Raw genomic sequence first — 19872 nt, 5'->3', positions numbered from 1 at the left:
GAATCGATATTTTATTGGAAGGACGCGTACACATGCTGTCATCGATCAAGAGTCTGATCCATACGATCCGTTCCCGATTATTCTATAAAATACTTATCATCAACACCCTTCTTGCGCTGATTCCGCTGGTCATTGTAAGCACGACTTACTATTACAGATCGAATCAATTACTAGAAAAGCACGCAGCCGAGGAAGCGCAGCAAAAATTGACGAAAACCGCAAACCGGATTGACGATCTGCTGTATGCCGTCAAAAATCAGATGATCAGATTCGGCGAACAGGATATCGTGCATCATTTGGTCATGGCGGAATCTGAATCAGCTGTGCCGGACAGCGGACGCAACGCATTGACCGAACTGCTGCAAGCGGAGCTGACCGGAGCCCGGTTGTCGCTCGATGGCGTCATTGACAATATCTACTTGTTGAGCGGCTCCGGCCAGCTGTACGGTACGGAAGCCGAACGTGGGCTGCAATATCCCGAGGCCTTCCGGATAATGCCGTTTCAATTCGACCGTGTTCCTGAGTGCGCCTTTTTTACGGATTATAACCGAATGGCTTGCATCATGAAGTTATTTCACGAGGGTGACAGCAATGCGGGAAGGAATTCGTTCGGGCGGCTCGTCTTTACGTTGGATGTGCAGAAAGTCAGTTCCTTGTATGGCGACTTCCTTAAAGATACGTTTTATATCATCACCGCGGACAACCTTATTCTTTCGGCTTCCGATCGGAATGCGATCGGCAAGCTGCTGGATATCCGAGCGGCAGGCGAACGGTTTGTCATTCAACAAAAATCAAGGTATACGGAATTTCAATACATCAGTCTAGTTACGCCAAGTGCAGGCCCGGTGATTCGTCAACAGGCGATTTTCTCCGCCAAAGTTACGTTGTTCGCCTGGATTTCCATTGTGATCGTCACTTATTTCGTGCTTAAAAAAATTACGATCCCGATTCAACGGTTGACCCGGTTGATGCGGTCTGTGGAGAGGGAGGATTATAAGTTGATCGGCGGCATTACGTCAACCGACGAGATTGCGTTACTATGCCAGGGCTACAACCGGCTTGTCGAACGGACAAGCGAACTGATCGAAAAAAATTACAAGAGCGAGCTCATGTTCAGGGAAGCGGAACTAAAGGCGATCCGCATGCACATCAACCCGCATTTTCTATATAACACGATGGAATATATCAGCATCATGTCGCAGACGCCAGATAAGGCGAGGTACATCCCCGATATCGTATATAAGCTTTCGAGCATATTCAGGTTTTCCATTACGCCGGGCAATGTGCTTGTACCGCTCGAAATGGAGCTTTCCTTTGTGGAAAAATACCTTGTTATTCATCAATTCCGTTACGGCGACCGGATGCGTTATGTGATCGATATGTCGGATTTAGTGAGGAATATGTCCGTACCGAAGCTGATTTTGCAACCGCTGGTGGAGAATGCGGTCATTCATGGCATCGACCAGCTTCCGGAGGGAGGCATGATACGCATCTCGGCGCGGGAGGAAGATTACTGTCTGGTCATTGAGATCGTCAACGACTCGCCGAACGAGCGAGCGGGGGCGGATGAGAACGGCGCGGCGGAGCGGAAAGGCAAGAAAGGGCTTGGTTCCGGAATGGACAACGTCAAAGCCAGAATCCGGCATCATTACGGCAGTGGCTACGGGGTCCGGCTGGAGCGGCTCGAAGGAGAACGGAAAGTGAAGGTGCAAGTTGTACTCCCCATGGAGTTGATGGACGCCGGCGAAGACAGGGAGGCATTCCAATGAGAATCTTGATTGTGGACGACGAGCAGGAAATACGGGAGTATATTGCGTCCATGCAGGAGTGGCGGAAAATCGGATGCGAAATCGCGGGTACGGCGGCAAATGGCGAGGAAGCGCTTGCGATCCTTGAACGGGCGCAAGCTGATTTGCTCATAACGGATATTCGGATGCCGATCCTTGACGGGATCGGTTTGGCCGAAGCGGCAAGATCCGCCTGGCCGAGTATGCCGATCATTTTCCTGACTGCTTATCACGAGTTCGAATATGCTCGCCGCGCGATCAAGCTTGGCGTAGCCGATTTTATTATGAAGCCGTTTCGCCCTGAAGATCTGATCAAGAGCGTCGGTGTTCTGCTCGACGAACGCGAACAGTTGAACGGCTGGAGAGAGCATGATGATTTTTTTGAGCTGTTCAGCAACGAAACAGTGGAGGCGGACAGGAAACACGAGTGGCTGAAAAAACACAGGGTGGCAGACGGCCCGTTCATGCTATTGTATGTCGAGTGGGATGGGACGACCGATTCGATAACGGAGTATGCCTCATTCGCCCACATTCATCTGCGAAGCCTCATAAGCAATGCTTCCGGGACTTCTGGTTTTAACGGACTCACGGCTTCCAACGGTAGAGGCATGTATCTGCTTATTCCGCTCGGTGAGGAGGAAGGGATGAAGGCCGAAGATTCGATCATGGCGTTTGCGCGATCCCTGGTAGCTTCCGACGGATACGATGTGGAGACCAGCTTTTCAATCGGTATCAGCAGCAGATTCCCTTCGTTGCTGCACGTTCCGGTAGCGATACGGCAAGCGGGCCGATGTATGGAATACCGGATGCTGCTTGGCCGAAAGTCCGTCATCGCCTATGATGCATTGAAGACGATAATGGACAATCGGGAACAGGAATCGGCGGATAAGGCCAACCGTCTGGCCGATTTGCTGCGGAGCGCGGATCATGAAGGAGTCAGTCGGCTGCTAAAGGATACGTATAGGGAAATGCTGTCGTCAGGCTCGAATAAGAAAGGGATGCAGCATTTCTGCCTTCAACTGATCGAGAAGGCGGATTCCGTATTGCGGGAGTTCGGGATCAATCCCGATCCGGACGAATTTGTAGGCATACGCGCAAAGATACTGTCGCTCGCTGTGCTGACCGACATTATGAAGGAGTTGGAGGGATGGCTGCTCCGCTCTGCGGATGCGGTAAAGCGCGTGATCGCTCAGTCCCCAAAACGAATCGTTGCCGATTTGCAGCGCATCATTGCAGAAGACTATGCCAGCGAGCTAACACTTCAGAATGTATCCGGACGTCTGAATGTCAACTATTCTTATTTGAGCCGACTGATCAAGAAAGAAACAGGGAGGAACTTTTCCGACTTGTTGTGGGAGCAAAGAATCGAAGCGGCCAAGACGATGCTGTTGCGCGAAGATATGAAGGCTTATGAAGTCGCTTACGCATCGGGCTTTAAAGATACAACGCACTTCAGTCTCCTGTTCAAAAAAACGACGGGGCTGACTCCGGGGACCTACAAGTCCCAAGTCTTGAAGCAAACAAACTCTTGATCAAACGGAACCAAGATAAAGTAAAGCGCAGCTATCCTCCGCCCGGCCGAAAAGATTTACAGTAGATTTGTAATCACTACAGATGAAGAAAGAGGGTACTGCGGTGAAGGCAAGATGGAAGTTGTTAACGACAGCGGCGGTGTTGGCGCTTTCGACGGCTTTGGCGGGATGCGGCGGCTCGAACGGTCAGGATGCTGCCCCTAGCGCATCAGGCAACGGGCAGCAGCAGACGAAGGCCCAGGATACGAATGACAAGAACTTTACAATCCGCGTAGGAGCATGGTTTCTGGACGATCGGCCGCATATGCAGGTATTCAAAAAGGCTGTCGAAGAAAAGTACAAGACGCTTTACCCGAATGCCCAAATTCAATGGGACGTCGTGTTGGGCTCCACCTATTTCGATAAGCTACGGGCCCAATTCGCCTCCGATTCCGCTCCGGATGTTGTGTTCTACCAGGGACAGGAATTTGCCAAATCGGGCAATCTGGAAGATCTGTCGGACGAGCCTTGGGTAAGCAGGCTGACGGATGGCGCCAAAATGGACGTGCAGTCGCATTACAACGGAAACACCTACGCTTTACCGATGGGAATGGCGATCGGCGGCGGAGTTTGGTACAACAAAAAAATATTTGCGGACCTTGACTTGCAGCCGCCGAAAACGATCGATGATTGGATGCAAGTGAACGAGAAAGTAAAGGCTGCCGGTAAAGTGCCGGTAACGCTCGGCTTTAAAGACTCGTGGACGGCATCGATGTTCCTGAGCCAATGGTTCGTATCCATGGGATTTTCGACCGACCCCCAATACGGCATGAAAGTCTACAACGGCGAAATCAAGCTCGCAGACGATCCCGCCATCCGCAATGTGATGGAAACTTTCGAGAAAATGAAGAAGCAGGAGCATTTCAATAAGAATGCGCTCAGCATCGATTGGCCTCAGTCCGGCCAAATGTTCGCTTCCGGAGATGCGGCGATGATTATGCAGGGGGCCTGGATGCCCGGTACGAATGCTGACAATATCCAAAAGGGCGGCTTCGAACCGTTTGATATCGGATTTTTCCCGCTCATGGACGATAAGGGCAACGTCAGCATTCAGCTGTCCTCCAACGAGGCGGTCGGGGTCAACGCCAAATCGAAGTTAAAGAAAGAAGCGAAAGATCTGGTTAATCTAATAACAAATCAGGAAATCATCGCTCCTTTCAACAAAGGGGAAGGTTCTCTGGCCGTTCTGTCCGACGTTACTGTTCAATACGATTACCCGGTGTTGGATGAATTGGTCGATCTCGTAAATAAATCGAATGTCATTCCGTACAGGCTGCAAAACTTTATTCCGGCAAGCGCCCATACAAGCCTTGTCGAAGCGGTAACCAAAGTGGTGTCCGGAGTCAAATTCGATCCCAAGGATCTCGAGGCGGCACAGGACAACTTCGAGAAAGACAAGGCTACCGTCATTCTGCCATAGTGACTTAAGATTTATAACGTCTATCGTTCAGCCGCACATGATGCGGCTGAACCTATATATCAAGATAAACCGGATAAGGTGATGAAATGGGCTTGCAGCGAAAACAGTATGCAACAGCGATCGGCTTTTTGGCGCCTGCATTTGCTATATTTTTTGTCTTCTTCTATTTTCCATTTTTGCAAAGCGTCTATTATTCATTTACGGAATGGAACGGGCTTTCCGCCCCGCGGATAATCGGCTTGGATAATTACAAGCGGCTGTTCGATGATCCCCGAATGATCGACGGGTTGTACAACACGTTAAAAATGGTCGTGTTCGGATTGCTGATTCAGAACCCTCTGGCATTGCTGATCGCCGTGCTTTTGAATAGGAAATTCCGCACAAGAGCCTTTTTGAGAACCGCTTTTTATTTGCCGGTGATCATCAGTCTGGTCGTCGCTTCGGTTATTTTTGGACAAATTCTGCGCTACGACGGATTTGTCAACGGCCTCTTGACGGCGGTGGGCTTGGACGCTTTTGCGGTCGATTGGCTCGGAACGGTGAAATTTTCTTTCCCGTCGATCATCGTATTGTCGCAATGGCAGGCAATCGGTTACTGCGCAATGATTTATTTGGCCGGACTTCAGTCGATTCCTCCGGATATGTTCGAAGCGGCCGAGATCGAAGGAGCGAGGGGCTTCGTTCTATTCCGCCACATCACGTTTCCCATGTTGATGCCGGCTGTTTCCATTGTTCTTTTTCTGACGATTGTCGGCGCCCTTCGGTTGTTCGACTTGCCTTACCTGCTAACGGGCGGCGGGCCGGGAACATCATCGTACACGTTGTTTTTGGCTGTCTACAATTCGGCTTTCGTCAACCAAAATTTCGGCTACGCGACGGCGGGCGGAATCATGCTGGCGGTCTTAATCATTTTAGTTGCAGGGCTGCAAATGGCCATTACCCGGAAACGGGAGGTCGAGTTGTAGATGCAGATGGAGAAAAAAGCGCCGCTATTCATTGAATTGATCCTGATTGCTGTATCGCTAATTTTTTTGTTTCCCGTTTTTTTTCTAGTGGAAATGAGTTTTAAAGAGCCGGGAATCTTTTTCGATCCGTTCCGGCTGCCGAACAGCTTGTATTTGGACTATTACCGAGCGGCTTTTACCAAAATGGATTTCTTCACGGGACTCGGCAATTCGTTGATCATCACGATTTGCGGCCTTGGGCTTACCGTCATCGTCGGCTCCATGGCCGGTTATGTGTTGACGAGAAGAAATGAGAGGCTGTTTCGGTTCATCCTTCTCTTCTTTCTTACCGGCATGGTCATTCCAGCTGTAGGGTCGATTATTCCGCTGTTCAAGATGGCGATTCAGTTGAAGTTGGTCAATACGCGAACGCTTCTGGTGTTGCTGTACACGGCGCAGTTCGTCCCGTTCGCTTCTTTCCTCTATTCGGCGTTCACTAAATCCATCCCCAAGGATCTGGAGGAGTCGGCCCAGATCGACGGGTGCGGCATGTTCAAGATGTATTGGACTATCATTTTTCCGCTGCTGATGCCGGCTACGGGAACTTTTATCATCACCCACGTCTACAGCATATGGAATGATTTTCTGACGCCGTTGATCTTCATCAACCAGGCGGAGAAAATGACGCTGATGCCGCAAATTGTGCAGTTTATGTTCAACCAGCAATCGATCAACTACGGTCCCGTCTTTGCGGTCAGCGTATTGGCGGTACTGCCGCTCGTGATCCTGTTTGTTTTTACGCAGAAATATATGATCAAAGGCCTTGTGCTCGGATCGGTGAAAGGATGAGAACGCGATGAACGAGAGGATGGAGCCAGGAAGTTCCATAAGTGAAGCGGGCGTCACGGAACCGGCCGATGTGCTGAGATTGGTAACGGGAAGAATGCTGGAGACAAGACCGAAGCATGCAGTGCGGCTGCGGCCTTATACGGAAGTGCCGATTCGGCAGTCGTCCCCGTTCGGGCCGTATCAAGCCGATTTCGCATCGTTGTGGCCCGATAGTTCGGCAGGCGATCTTGCCTATGCGGCAGCGAGATTTCATGCAGACAGAGAGCAGGAGGTCGTTGTAACAATCATCGGTGCGGTGAAGCTCTGGATCGACGGCCGGGAGCTATTATCGTTCTCGCGAGGCACAACCGCGGTTTCGGTCCGCATGAAGCGGGGATGGAACGCGATGCTGATCAAGTGCATTCATGACGGTCAGGATTGGGGGTTTGGCATTACGATCGGATTTCCCCGGTATCCGACGATGTGGGCCAAAGATTATTTGTTCTCGACCCGGCCGACATTTCCGCAATCTGAGCTGCTCGGCGAAGAAGGGTTTGCATATATCGGCCCCTTCCGTTCACCGCGCGGTCCATGCAACGAGCGGCAACTGGCCGACCGAATGGAGGTGAAGCTGCAGCCGGAAACAGACCCGGCTCCATTCGACAAGAGCTGTCGGTACGAAGGAGAACTGCTGGAATGGCAACCGAAGCCGTGTTTCGGCGATCGGCCGGAATATGCCGATTTTTGCCGGCTTTACGGCAGCACATCCTCCGCTTGCGCATTTGGGGTGACTGGCTATCAAGGGAGCGGAGATGGCGGTGAACTGAAGCTGCGAATGACCCATGAGGGGCCGGCGAAGATATGGGTAAACGGCATTGCCGTTTATCGAGCCATCCAATCGGGGGAGGCGGAAATCACTGTTCCGAACAAAAACGCCCGGCATGAAGTGTGCGTCAAATCAGTGCGTTCGGAGCAGGGCTGGGGGTTTACGGCTTTCATTACGAACGGGAAGGGGGAGCGGATCGAATCGCTTCCGTACCTGGATACCCGCCGTAGTCGAAACGTCGAATGGGCTTATATCGGCCCTTTCGGCTTGCCTGAACCGCAAACAGCCGTTGAACTGCTCGATTATCCGTTCGATGTCGAACGGAATGTCGCATTTGACCGGACCTATCCGACCGGACAAGGCAACCTAGCCTACTGGCGGCTGAATGCGCCTGCAACATCGATCAGGCCCTATATGGACGGGTTCTTTTTCGGTCAATGGTTCTATGCAATTCAGTTGGGGCTGTACGGATTGTTGGCGTCTGCGGAGTGGACGGACAATCAGGAGCAGCGAAGTTATGTGCTGGAGAGCATGTCCGTTATGGCCCGCTATTTCGACTATGCCCATTGGGACAAGGAGCGGTACGACGTATCGTCGCTCATTCCAAGGGCTTTGGAGTTGCAGGAGCTTGATCCTTGCGGGATACCGGGCTTGATGATGATCGAAGCTTATTGCCGGTTGGACGATCCCCGCATCATGTCGGTGATCACCAAGCTGGCCGATACGGTGATGAATCGGGTTCCAAGGTTGGAAGATGGTACGCTGTTCCGGGTCGAGACGATGTGGGCCGATGACTTGTTTATGAGCTGTCCGTTTCTCGCAAGGCTGGGCAGCTTGACCGAGGATGCCAGCTATTTCGATGAAGCCGTTCGGCAGGTTGAGGGATTCCGCCGACGCCTGTGGATGGCGGATAAACGCCTGTTCTCGCATATCTACTTCCCGGCGGACCATGAAGCGAATCGCGTTCCTTGGGGGCGCGGCAATGGCTGGATCTTGTTTGCGCTGACCGAGATCCTGCTGTATCTGCCTCCGGAGCATCCGGGCCGGGAGACGCTTCGGGGCCGATTCGAGGAGCTGGCTGCAGGCGTGGCGGCGCAACAGGGCGATACCGGCATGTGGCATCAGGTGCTTGACGAGCCGGATTCTTATGAGGAGACGTCATGTACGGCCATGTTCGTGCTTTCGCTGGCGAGGGGCTTGCGGCTCGGCTGGTTCAGGGAGTGTAAGGATACAGCGATGGAAGCGATGCTGAGGGGGTGGACAGCTCTGTTGGAACGTTGCATCGACAGGCATGGTAATGTATACGGCGTTTGTTTAGGTTCGGGGTGCGCAAGAGACAAGGCTTACTACTTCGATATACCGACTTATATTAACGATGACCACGGTACAGGTGTCGTTTTACTCGCAGCAGTCGAGATGGAGAAGCTTCGCATGCATGAAACGGACAGGAGGAATCGATAGGATGAAGCGTAACGATAAGCTGTTCATAGTTTTGCTGATGCCCCTAATCGCGATTTTGCTTCTGGCCGGTTCGGTCTCCGCGGCGGGGGAGCAGAGAGCGATTCACGAACAAGACGTAATGGTCGACGATCAGGTTCATTACTGGAATACAGCGGGGTGGGACCGTTCGAAGCTGATCACGTATGACAACTATCAGTACACGGTTTATTGGGACTCGGATTATAAATTGGTGTTGGCCAGACGAAATTTGATTAACGAAGACATCCAGTCGATAAAGTTCGACGACGAGCTGCCCGGTACACCGTACGGCGGCAATCAGACGCAGCGTGACAACTCGCACCGCAATGCGGCGATCGGCATAAGCCCGGCGGACGGAACACTTCATTTATCCTTCGACCACCATGCGGATCCGATGAAGTACAAGGTATCGAGAGCGGATTTTATCACGAATCCTCCGGCGGTCATTTCGGTTTCCGATTTCGGGTCGACGACAAGCGTTGTCGGTAGTCTGGACAAAATCACATACCCGCGATTTTTCAACGATAAGAACGGTAAACTGTATATGAGCTTCCGGAACGGGCCGAGCGCCGGGGATGCCGATTCGTATTTGTTTAAATACGATTCGGGAAGCGGAGCGTGGTCGCCGGTCGCCGGGGCGGGCATGGTCATCTCAAGGGCCGGCGTCATATCCGCTCCAAGCGGGCGAACCGCCCCCTACGATGTCATATGCGAATCGCAGAAGCCGCAGGGGGGCAATCCGCCAAACGATCCGCCGAACGATTACGAACACTCCTATTGCCGCAGCGCATACGAGCATGATTATGTGTTCGATTCTTCCGGTTCCGCTGGTTCGCCGGGTCGGCTGCATGTAACCTGGACCTGGCGCGAGCAATATGACGATAATTCGCTCGACAGCGGCGTTTATTATATGTATAGCGATGACAGCGGTGTCACCTGGTATAACAATAGCGGTGTTCAGATTGCCGACTTGCAGGCGAACGATCCCATTCGGATCGACGACCCAGGCTTGATGGTCGTTTCGGCGCCGCAGGAATCCTGGATTATCAACAATGGCGGATTTGCGCTTGATTCTAACAATCAGCCGCATATTTTTACCGCCCGCTCGACGGTATTGGCCTCGGATGCCGCCGGCACGAATATGCACAATATCCATTATTGGCGTGATGCGTCCACCGGAGCCTGGCATTCGCAATATATGGAATCCACGGCAGAGCCGTTGCTCTTCTGGAGAACGAGGGGCGACATCGCGATTGCCCCCAACGATGATATTTATGCCTACAGCCTGTACAAGAACGCATTGTACATTTATCAGGCAAGCGCTTCGGACAATTGGAGTACCTGGAAGCAATATGCCATATCCGAAACGTTCATGTCCGGAGACGGGATGAAATATGATCTCTCCCGGTGGAAAAACGATGGCATCCTCTCCATTCCGGTCCTGGATAAAAGAGAGGATGGCGTGACCAAGTATGTGATTAAGGAGTACCGAATTGGTGTCACGACAGAGCCTCCCGCGCCAAGACAGCTGGCCTCGCTGCGGGAAGCCGGCAAAATAACCGTGAGATGGGACAATACCTTGCGGGCCGAGCAATATGACGTTTATCGCAGCACAAGCATAGACAGCGGGTTTTCCAAAATGGCCACGGTGTATACTCAGAGCTTGCGAAGCAAGTACGAGGATACCGCAATCAACGGCTCCACGACGTATTTCTATAAAATCAAAGCGGTAAACAACGAGGGAGAGAGTCCGTTCTCCGATTATGTGTCATCGGTTGCGCCTTGCAATAGCAGCGACAGCTTGAAAGGCCATTGGCGGATGGATGAGCTTGCAGAGAATACGGCATTAGACTACTCGTCGTGCAATGGGAATCATGGTGCATTAATCAATCAACCCGGTTGGGCGAAAGGAGTCCGGGAAGGTGCCGTCAGCTTCAATGGCGCTAATAGCTACATTGAAGTTCCTGACAGCAGCTCCCTGGACGGCATGAACGCTTTGACTGTCTCGGTCTGGGTCAATCTCGCCAAGATTCCTGCACCGGGCAAATCCTATGTCCTTGTCGGTAAAGACGCAAGCTCATCGCAAGCTTCCTATCGACTGGCCATCAATGCCTCAGGCGGCGGTCATTTTGTCGTCAATACGGGCGGCAATTGGTATGGAGCGGGAACGAAAGCCGAATTTACTGGATTGGTGCCGGGTGTTTGGCACCATATTGTCGGTGTTTATGACGGAACCAACGTGAAGGTTTATATCAACGGATCTCTTCAAGGCATCGGCACGCAACCCATCTCCGGAGCTATCGTTAACGGAACCTCGCCTCTGAGACTCGGTTTCTCGGCCGCTTCGTCAGCCGATATTCAAGTTTTGAACGGCAGGATGGATGAGGTGCGAATTTATAATCGGGCGCTGAGTGTTACGGAGATCAACGAGTTGTACGAAATTGCCGGGTGCGGCAGCGATAGTTTAATAGGCCATTGGCGAATGGATGAGGCCAGCGGATCGACTGTGACGGACAGCTCTCCCTGCGGGACGAACAGCGGAATTCTCCGGGGAGGTGCCGGGTGGATGAATGGTAAAAGCGGTTCGGCAGTCAGCCTGAACGGCGTGGACGACTATGCGGAAATCCCGAACCACAATTCGCTTGGTGGCATGAGTGCGTTGACCGTTTCCGCCTGGGTCAAGCTCGACCAACTCCCTTCGTCCGGGAAATATTTCACGGTTGTCGGCAAAGATCAGTCGGGCAGCGAGGCGTCTTACCGGATTGCAATCGGTTCTAACGGCGCCGGACATTTTGTCGTGAGCACAACTGACAACTACTGGTACACTGCGGGGACGCAGGCCAACTTCACGACGGCATTGTCTCCCGGCACCTGGTATTACATCACGGGCACCTATGATGGAACGACAGTGAAAGTTTATATCAACGGTTTACTGCAAGGAAGCGGTTCGCAAGCGATCTCGGGTAGGATTGTGAACGGCACCTCGCCGTTACGAATAGGGTATCCGACTTCCTCGAACATTGGTTATTTCAAAGGCGCAGTCGACGATGTCCGAATTTACGATAAGGCGTTAACCGGAGCGGAGATAACGGCCTCCTATCAATCCTATTAATAATGAACAAGCTCTTGAATTTGTCTACGTGACGGTTCAGGAGCTTTTTCTTCGGCAATGGTAGCCATAAGGGATTTGAATGATGTTAACGGCTCTACTCCTTCCGGAGTTTAGAAAAATAAAGGGATGCAGAGCCAGGATATCGAATTCGATAACATACCGATTTGAAAGAGGAAAAGCTATTCGGAGGCGACGGGATGTCAACGATCCAGACGACGAAAAGAGCGCTGCGGCGCTTTCTGCTAGAGACGCAGCTTTTACTTGGCCCTCGGGAGGAAGTCGCGAATTCCGCGGAGGGGCTGACCCACCTCGTGTTGAGAGTGATCAGGCAGTTGGAATGTGTTCAGGTCGATCCGGTGTCCGTCGTGGGGCCGAATCAGCATCTCGTTCTGGCGGCCAGAATCGCCGGTTACGATCATACGGCGTTAAACGCGCTGTTGCGGGAGTACGCTATTTTCGAATACGTCGCCAATGCGGCCTGCATCATTCCAATGGAGGATTATCCGATCTTCGAACCGATTCGCCAGCGCATGCGGATGCATACGGAAGACGGAATCGAGAAACTTCGTCCGGTCGTGGAAGAAGTGCTGCGAAGATTGGAGAGCGAAGGCCCCCTGCCAGCCAAGTCCTTCGAATCCGAACACAGAGTGCACGGGTACTGGGACAACGTCAACGAGAAGACGAAGACGAAAGCCACGTCACATGCTCTGAACCTGTTAATGGATGCGGCCCTTATTCGAATCGTCGGCAGGGAAGGCAATCAACGTTTATTCGATATCGTTCAGAACAGCGTACCGCTCGATTTGCTGCTAACTGCCGAACGGATCGATGCGGCTGACGCTCTGGATACGATGCTGCAGAAATATTTCCGCGCATACCGGGTATTCGAGCCAAGCGATCCGCGTCTCGGCTGGCAGCGTTTGAGCGCGCAAGAGCGGCGGGAGGCAATCGAGTCCCGCGTTCGATCCGGCGACGTCGTGCCGGTCGAAGTCTCCGGCGTGAAACAGCGGTATTACATATTGGCTTCGGATATGGAGCGGTTCTCCAGGCATGCTGAGGAGGATCACATGCGCTTGTCTGGGGCGGATGCCGAGCTTCCGGTCCGGTTTCTTCCTCCGCTGGACAATTTACTCTGGAGCCGCCGAAGGCTGGAAGATTTATTCGACTTCGAATATCGCTGGGAGATCTACACGCCGGCAGTAAAGCGTAAATTTGGACCTTACGCGATGCCGATTCTGGCTGGGGATCGGTTAATCGGCCGTATGGATTCTCGTCTGGATCGGACCAATAAGCATTTAGCTGTTCAACTATTGCAGATCGATTCGGGCATCGAATATACCGCCAATTTGAAAGAGAACGTGCATCGAGAACTGGAGCGGTTCGCCCATTCTCTTGGCGCCGATACCGTGTCGGTCGAACGAAATTCGATCGGGAAGTGAAGATCACAATATTATCTCAATCCCATTATGCTCATTATCATTGCGAATGCCGCTGAACCGTCAAGTACCGCCACTGGATAGACGCAGACGGGACTGATGTCCGTCGGACGGTTAATCCGTCAGCAAGACTTTGCCCGCGGCTCTGCCCGGAGTTTCCGCGATCCCGACCGCATGCCGGAATTCCGCCAGCGGATAACGGATAACCGAATCCATAAGCGTTAATCTGCCGCCTGCAATCATCTCCAGTACATGGTCGAACGTATCGTGCCAGCTCCGTTCCGTCGCTTCGCCATTCCAAAGGCGCAGATGGAACATTTTATAGAGAGTGGAGGTTCCGCTCCTGATCGCTTCCCCATCCAAGGGCCGACCCGACAGAAGTCCTATCCCAAGAAGGGTTTCATAAGGCTTCAGGCAGAAGGCAAGCTCCGTCCCCGGTGCTCCCCCGATGGAATCGATCGCCGCGTCCGCGCCCCTTCCTTGCGTAAGTTCCATGACCGTATGGCGGACGGAAACGTTTGCCGAATGAATGACATGGGCTGCGCCGAGTCGGAGCAGCTCTCGTTCGTTGTCCGCGTTCCCGGTTACGGCAATGAGCCGGTAACCCGCGATGCGGGATAACTGGGCAATCAGGCGCCCCAGCGACGACCCGCATGCATTGACGACTAACGTATCTCCTGCCTGCAGTTCCAACTTTTCAGTACAAGCCAGCCAGGCCGTAATGGGATTGATATATAATTGCGCGGCTATTCCATCCTCCAGAGACGAGGGGACGCGAACGAGCCATTTTGCAGGGGATATGACGTACTCTTGCCAAGTCCCTTCCCCTCTCAGCGGCAGGACCCGCCTTCCGATCCACTCCCGCGAAACGCCGGGACCGGCGTCGACGACAATACCTACGCCTTCATAACCCGGAACCGACGGCAGCGAGATGCGGTGGGCGTAAGCTCCACGGATCGGGATCAAGTCGGATGGATTAATCGGCCTTGCCGTCATGCGGACCATCACTTCGCCTTGCCCGGGGCTGCCGCGCGGAACGTTCTCCACGCTCAGAACGTCAAGGGGATTGCCGAACCGGTAGTATTTAATCGCTTGAGCGGGCAATGAAAGGACCCCTCCTTTTTTTCTTTAACTATCACCATTCTAGTCTTTGCCCTCCATCGATGGAAGTTTGTTTTGAAGGATAAACTCTAAAGATCAGGTTATTTTCTTGAGCCAATAGTTTCCTGCAGTCGGTGAGGCTAAAAGAGATCGACTGGCGTTACGGACTCAGCAGACGTTATTTGGCGATTTGGAGCTTTTTGGCGAGTCTTACGGACACGAATGCTCTTATTTATCCTCAAAAGCGCCGGTAATGACGGATCAGTTGAAGTTAACGGCTGCTCGGTCCGTTAGGTTCACCGAAAGCGGGGAGAGGGTGCAAATAGCGTCTCCTCAGTCCGTTAGCGATCCCGCCTTACTGGCCGGATGGGGTGGTTAGGCCGAGCCTCGAGTTATCTGTGGACCCAATAACAATAGAAATCATCGCTATTGATCCAAACAGGTGGGAGAGGTGAGCGAAAAGCGATTACAAACATCGTTATTGGTGGGCTCTACGGGTGAGCGAAACAAGTTTCCGGCGATTAACGATAAAGATCATCGCTATTAACGATACATGAAAGGTGAACCGGCGGAATAGCGATGTTAAACATCACTATACTCCCCATCAAATCTGGTAAAGATCGCGAAACTGACGCGATCTTTTTTAGTTGCAATTATCATTAAGATTGTCTAAGATTTATAACGAGAATGATTATCACTATCACTAATATGAAAAATACAGAAGCTAATCCATCGGAGGTTAATATGAACGGAGATTTGGAGCTCTACGATGTCACGATTATCGGCGGGGGCCCGGCAGGGTTATACACCGCATTCTATAGCGGTATGAGGGATCTGAAGACAAAGTTGATTGAAGCTCAGGATCGGTTGGGCGGACGAATGCTGATCTACCCCGAGAAAATGATTTGGGACGTCGGGGGCGTTACACCAACCCGCGGCGAGAAGCTGCTCGAGCAGTTGATTCAGCAAGCAAAGACTTTCGACCCGACCATCTTGTTGGGACAGCAAATCGTCGGTTATGAACGGCAAGAAGACGGCACGTTTATCCTGACGTCGTCGACCGGGGAGCGCCATCTGACGCGAACAGTCATTCTGACGATCGGTTACGGGGTGCGAAAGTTGGCGAAGCTCGAGATCGAAGGGGCAGACCGCTACGAGGTAAGCAATCTCCACTACACCGTGCAAGAGCTTGAAGTTTTCCGCGGCAAAAGAGTGCTGATATCCGGCGGAGGCGATTCCGCGGTCGATTGGGCGAACGAACTTGAACCGATCGCCGCAAGCGTCGCAATCGTACATAGACGCGAAGCGTTCGGGGGACATGAGCGCAACGTGGCGAGAATGAAGGCATCATCGGTCAAAGTTCGAACGCCGTATACGGTGCAAGCGCTACATAGCGACGGCGGAGAGACGATCGACAGAGTCTCGATCGTCCATGCAGAGACGGGAGAGATGGAGACGGTCGATGTAGACGCCGTGATCGTTAATCACGGTATGAAAAGCGAATTCGGCCCGATTCGCGAGTGGGGATTGAACATCGGCGAATGGAACGTAACCGTGGGCGAGAGAATGGCGACCAACATTCCGGGAATATTCGCTGCGGGAGATTTCGTCACCCACGGCAGCAAAGTCGGATTAATCGCCGGCGCTTTCACCGACGGCGTCCTCGCGCTTAATAGCGCCAAGCTGTACATGGACCCCGAAGCGCCCAGGATGGCATACGTTTCTTCCCATAACGAACGATTCAAGGAGAAGAACAGACAGCTGGGCGTCGTTGAGGAGGATTAAGGTGGAAAGTATTAATCAAGAGATCAGCCACAAGCAAGCGCCGACAGCCAAAGTCAAAGTTCATAGCCGCCCTTTGGCGGCTACATTGATCTTGTCCGTCGGACTGGCCATGCTTGTGCTTGGCATCGGCGTATCTGTCTCGTTCGGGGTGGCGGATATCCGGTTCGGCGAAGTCTGGGAAGCCATTTTCCGTTTCAATGGCGATATTACGAATCATCAGATTATTCAAGAGTGGCGGCTTCCTCGCGTGCTCGGCGGGGCCATGGTCGGAGCCAGTCTGGCCGTCGCGGGCGCGCTTATGCAAGGAATGACCCGGAATCCGCTCGCGGATACCGGGTTGCTCGGGATTAATGCCGGCTCCGGATTCATGCTCGCGTTATGTTTTGCGTTCTTTCCGGGTTTGCCTTTCATGTATCTAATTCTGTATTCGTTTCTCGGCGCCGGTCTCGGGGTCGTTTTGGTATACGGGATCGGCTCGATCGCCAAAGGCGGGCTGACGCCGGTTCGCCTCGTCTTGGCCGGCGCGGCGTTAAGCGCGTTGCTTAGCGCGCTGAGCGAGGGCATCGCTTTGTACTTCCGCATCGGCCAAGATCTTGCTTTCTGGTACGCGGGAGGGGTGGCCGGAACGAAATGGTATCAGCTCAAAATCATGATTCCTTGGGTCGCCGTCGCGCTGGCCGGGGCGATCGCCATTTCACGTTCGATTACGATGCTAAGTCTCGGAAGCGATGTCGCTCGCGGCTTGGGGCAACGAACGAAGCTCGTTCAACTGGCGAGCACGGTTATCGTGCTTATCTTGGCAGGCTCCGCCGTATCGATCGTTGGCGCGGTCGGGTTCGTGGGCCTGATCATTCCCCATCTGACGCGAAAACTGGTCGGAGTGGACTACCGGTGGATTATTCCGTGCTCCGCCATTCTAGGCGGCTTATTGGTCATATTAGCCGATCTGGCGGCGAGAATGATCAATCCGCCGTACGAGACTCCGCTGGGGGCGCTTATCGCGCTCATCGGGGTTCCGTTCTTTCTCTATTTAGCGCGCAAAGAAAGGAGAGAGCTATAGCATGGAAAATGCGGTTGATTTTTCAATTGAACGGAAAAGACACAAACGCGCGATTGGCGTTATGATCGTCTTAGGCGTTCTGATTCTGGTCGCGTTCCTGATCAGCATGAACACCGGCTATATTCGTCTCTCTCCGGCGGATGTCGTGCGCACGCTGTTCGGCTTCGGCACGAGCAAGCAGAACTTGATCCTATTCGATTTCCGCTTGCCGAGAATCGTGATCTCGATCTTGATCGGTGCCGGATTGGCCGTGTCCGGCTGCGTCATGCAGGCAATTTCGCGAAACGCCTTGGCGGACCCCGGAATACTCGGCATCAATGCGGGCGCGGGCCTTATGGTCATGCTGTTTATTTCTTATTACCCGTCGACGTCCGCCGCGCCGGTCTATCTTTTGCCGGTATTGGCCTTGTGCGGGGCGGGGTTAACGGCCGCTCTGATCTTTTCGCTGACGTTTAAGCGCTATCGCGGCGTCATGCCGACGCGGTTGCTGCTGACTGGAATCGCCGTGGCCGCCGCTATCAGCGCGGCCACGATCGTGCTTACCCTTCGGTTAAGCCCCGAAAAGTATCAATTCGTCGCGACATGGATGGCCGGCAGCATCTGGGGAACCAATTGGAAATTCGTGCTTTCCCTGATGCCCTGGATCTTCGTACTGATTCCTTTCGTTTTCTATAAAGCCAATGTGATGAACGTTTTGAACCTAGGGGATTTAACCGCTAGAGGATTAGGCACTCCGGTGTCCAGAGAGCAGCTCCTATTGCTCGCGGCGGCGGTAGGACTTGCCGCTTCTTCCGTCGCGGTCAGCGGAGGGATCGGATTCGTGGGATTGATCGGACCTCACTTGGCTCGGCGTTTGGTTGGCCCCAAACATCAGTATTTGCTGCCGGCTTCCGCGCTTGCGGGAATGTTGCTCGTCCTCGTCGCGGATACAATCGGACGCTGGATTCTGCAACCGTCGGAAATTCCTACGGGCATTGTCGTCGCCATCATAGGGGCCCCTTATTTCTTATACTTGCTGGCCAAATCCAAGTAACGAGGGCGGTAACAATTGTGACCGATTCCCGAGTATAGTAAAATGTGTTCATTCAACCTTATCGGTAATCAAGCAGAATCTGAGGGAACGCATATGCAACTGCCGCAAGACTTTCTGGCGAAAATGAACAAGCTGCTCCAATCCGAATACGAGGCTTTCGCCCGGAGCTACGAAGAAGAGAGAGCCCATGGACTAAGAGTCAACACGTTAAAAACGTCCGTGGAACAATTTCTGAAGGTCGCTCCGTTCGGGATGAGGCGAATTCCGTGGGCAGAGGAAGGCTTCTATTACGGCAAGGAAGATCGGCCCGGCAAACATCCTTACCATGAAGCGGGGCTATATTACATCCAGGAACCAAGCGCCATGGCCGTCGGAGAACTGCTCGACCCGCAACCGGGCGATACGGTGCTTGATCTGTGCGCGGCTCCGGGCGGCAAGTCGACCCACCTTGCGGCGAAAATGAAAGGCGCTGGACTGTTGATCGCCAACGAGCCCCATCCCGCGCGGGCCAAAATCCTGTCACAGAACGTTGAACGAATGGGCATACGGAACGCCGTCGTCACGAACGAGATGCCGGACCGCCTTGCGGCCAGATTTCCGGTTTTCTTTGATCGCATTCTCGTTGACGCTCCTTGCTCGGGGGAAGGGATGTTCCGGAAGGACCCCGACGCTTGCGCGGAGTGGAGCCTGAGCCATGTGAACATGTGCGCGGCCCGCCAAGATGAGATCCTACTCCAAGCCGCGAAAATGCTGAAACCGGGCGGACGCCTGGTCTATTCGACGTGCACCTTCTCGCCGGAAGAGAACGAAGGAGCGATCAGCCGATTTGTCGAGTCGCATCCGGAGTTCGTCATCGAGGACGTGCGAGCATACGAAGGATTTGATCGAGGACGTGCGGATTGGGTCGATGACCCAGTGGAGAAGATCGGCAACACGTTCAGGCTCTGGCCTCATCGGCTTCAGGGGGAAGGCCACTACATTGCGGTACTGAGAAAAACGGACGGACAGGAGCAGGCCAAGCGCACGTTTGCCAAGCCAATGGGAGATCGGAAGGCGTTAAAGGATTATTTTGCATTCGCGGAGGAAACGCTGATGGATATCCCGTCAGGAGATTTTACCGTATTCGGCGAACAGCTTTACATTTTGCCGCCGGGAATGCTGACGCTCGACCAACTGAAAGTCGTTCGCCCCGGCTGGCATATCGGAACGCTGAAGAAAAATCGGTTCGAGCCTTCTCATGCTCTTGCGCTGTCGTTAAACGGCGAGCAGGCGCGGAAGCGTTGGAATCTATTGCGGGAAACGGCGGAGATCGCCGCTTACCTAAGGGGCGAGTCTTTGCCTGCGACAGGACCGAAAGGCTGGCATCTGGTCGAAGTAGACGGTTTCCCGATCGGGTGGGGGAAGCTGGCGGACGGAACGTTGAAAAACCATTTTCCGAAAGGGCTTAGATGGACTAACATTTAGTTCTGCGGAGAGCTGATCGGTTACGA

At 53.2% G+C, this 19872-nt stretch carries 13 protein-coding genes; 12 read left to right on the top strand and 1 reads right to left on the bottom strand.

Features of this window, described 5'->3' with window-relative positions; genetic code table 11:
- The first annotated feature begins 32 nt into the window (after nucleotides 1–32).
- The 8 genes from FPZ45_RS03825 (at nucleotide 33) to FPZ45_RS03790 (ending at nucleotide 13406) form a co-directional block, all read left to right on the top strand.
- Nucleotides 33–1769 carry a sensor histidine kinase gene (locus FPZ45_RS03825; protein ID WP_144698619.1) on the top strand — a complete coding sequence of 579 codons (1737 nt, stop codon included), beginning with the start codon at nucleotides 33–35 and terminating at the stop codon, nucleotides 1767–1769.
- Nucleotides 1766–3319: a response regulator gene (locus FPZ45_RS03820; RefSeq protein ID WP_144698617.1), complete on the top strand. Its 1554-nt coding sequence runs from the start codon at nucleotides 1766–1768 to the stop codon at nucleotides 3317–3319. Before FPZ45_RS03825 ends, FPZ45_RS03820 begins: the two co-directional genes overlap by 4 nt.
- A gap of 103 nt (nucleotides 3320–3422) precedes the next feature.
- A complete protein-coding gene (locus tag FPZ45_RS03815; protein WP_186438218.1) occupies nucleotides 3423–4778 on the top strand; it encodes an ABC transporter substrate-binding protein in 1356 nt (451 codons plus the stop codon).
- 92 nt (nucleotides 4779–4870) lie between these two features.
- Complete coding sequence (locus FPZ45_RS03810; protein WP_186438217.1) at nucleotides 4871–5743, top strand: carbohydrate ABC transporter permease; 873 nt, start codon at nucleotides 4871–4873, stop codon at nucleotides 5741–5743.
- A complete protein-coding gene (locus tag FPZ45_RS03805; RefSeq protein ID WP_144698611.1) occupies nucleotides 5744–6571 on the top strand; it encodes a carbohydrate ABC transporter permease in 828 nt (275 codons plus the stop codon).
- Nucleotides 6572–6578: 7 nt separating this feature from the next.
- The gene (locus FPZ45_RS03800; RefSeq protein WP_144698609.1) at nucleotides 6579–8837 is read left to right on the top strand and encodes a glycoside hydrolase family 88/105 protein; all 2259 of its coding nucleotides are present in this window, start codon (nucleotides 6579–6581) and stop codon (nucleotides 8835–8837) included.
- Nucleotide 8838: 1 nt separating this feature from the next.
- Entirely contained in the window at nucleotides 8839–11967 is a 3129-nt protein-coding gene (locus FPZ45_RS03795; RefSeq protein ID WP_186438216.1) for a LamG-like jellyroll fold domain-containing protein, read from the top strand.
- A 197-nt stretch (nucleotides 11968–12164) separates the two neighbouring features.
- On the top strand, nucleotides 12165–13406 hold the full coding sequence (locus FPZ45_RS03790) for a winged helix-turn-helix domain-containing protein (RefSeq protein ID WP_144698605.1): 1242 nt from the start codon (nucleotides 12165–12167) through the stop codon (nucleotides 13404–13406).
- Nucleotides 13407–13517: 111 nt separating this feature from the next.
- Here FPZ45_RS03790 and FPZ45_RS03785 read toward each other — a convergent pair whose 3' ends face one another.
- Nucleotides 13518–14507 (bottom strand): zinc-dependent alcohol dehydrogenase family protein, encoded by a 990-nt coding sequence (locus tag FPZ45_RS03785; protein ID WP_144698603.1) that lies wholly within the window; start codon nucleotides 14505–14507, stop codon nucleotides 13518–13520.
- A gap of 741 nt (nucleotides 14508–15248) precedes the next feature.
- Here FPZ45_RS03785 and FPZ45_RS03780 point away from each other — a divergent pair.
- The 4 genes from FPZ45_RS03780 to FPZ45_RS03765 all read left to right on the top strand — a co-directional run bounded on the left by FPZ45_RS03780 (nucleotide 15249) and on the right by FPZ45_RS03765 (nucleotide 19846).
- Nucleotides 15249–16289: an NAD(P)/FAD-dependent oxidoreductase gene (locus FPZ45_RS03780; protein ID WP_144698601.1), complete on the top strand. Its 1041-nt coding sequence runs from the start codon at nucleotides 15249–15251 to the stop codon at nucleotides 16287–16289.
- Between the two features lies 1 nt (nucleotide 16290).
- Nucleotides 16291–17349: a FecCD family ABC transporter permease gene (locus FPZ45_RS03775; protein WP_425456943.1), complete on the top strand. Its 1059-nt coding sequence runs from the start codon at nucleotides 16291–16293 to the stop codon at nucleotides 17347–17349.
- A gap of 1 nt (nucleotide 17350) precedes the next feature.
- A complete protein-coding gene (locus FPZ45_RS03770) occupies nucleotides 17351–18382 on the top strand; it encodes a FecCD family ABC transporter permease (RefSeq protein WP_144698599.1) in 1032 nt (343 codons plus the stop codon).
- Nucleotides 18383–18475: 93 nt separating this feature from the next.
- On the top strand, nucleotides 18476–19846 hold the full coding sequence (locus tag FPZ45_RS03765) for an RsmF rRNA methyltransferase first C-terminal domain-containing protein (RefSeq protein WP_144698597.1): 1371 nt from the start codon (nucleotides 18476–18478) through the stop codon (nucleotides 19844–19846).
- Nucleotides 19847–19872: the final 26 nt, after the last annotated feature.

It is taken from the genome of Cohnella terricola, from assembly GCF_007786475.1.
In the GTDB taxonomy this organism is placed as follows: Bacteria; Bacillota; Bacilli; order Paenibacillales; family Paenibacillaceae; genus Cohnella; species Cohnella terricola.
Note: the sequence above shows the minus strand (reverse complement) of the source record. Positions and strands in the feature narration are given on the sequence as shown.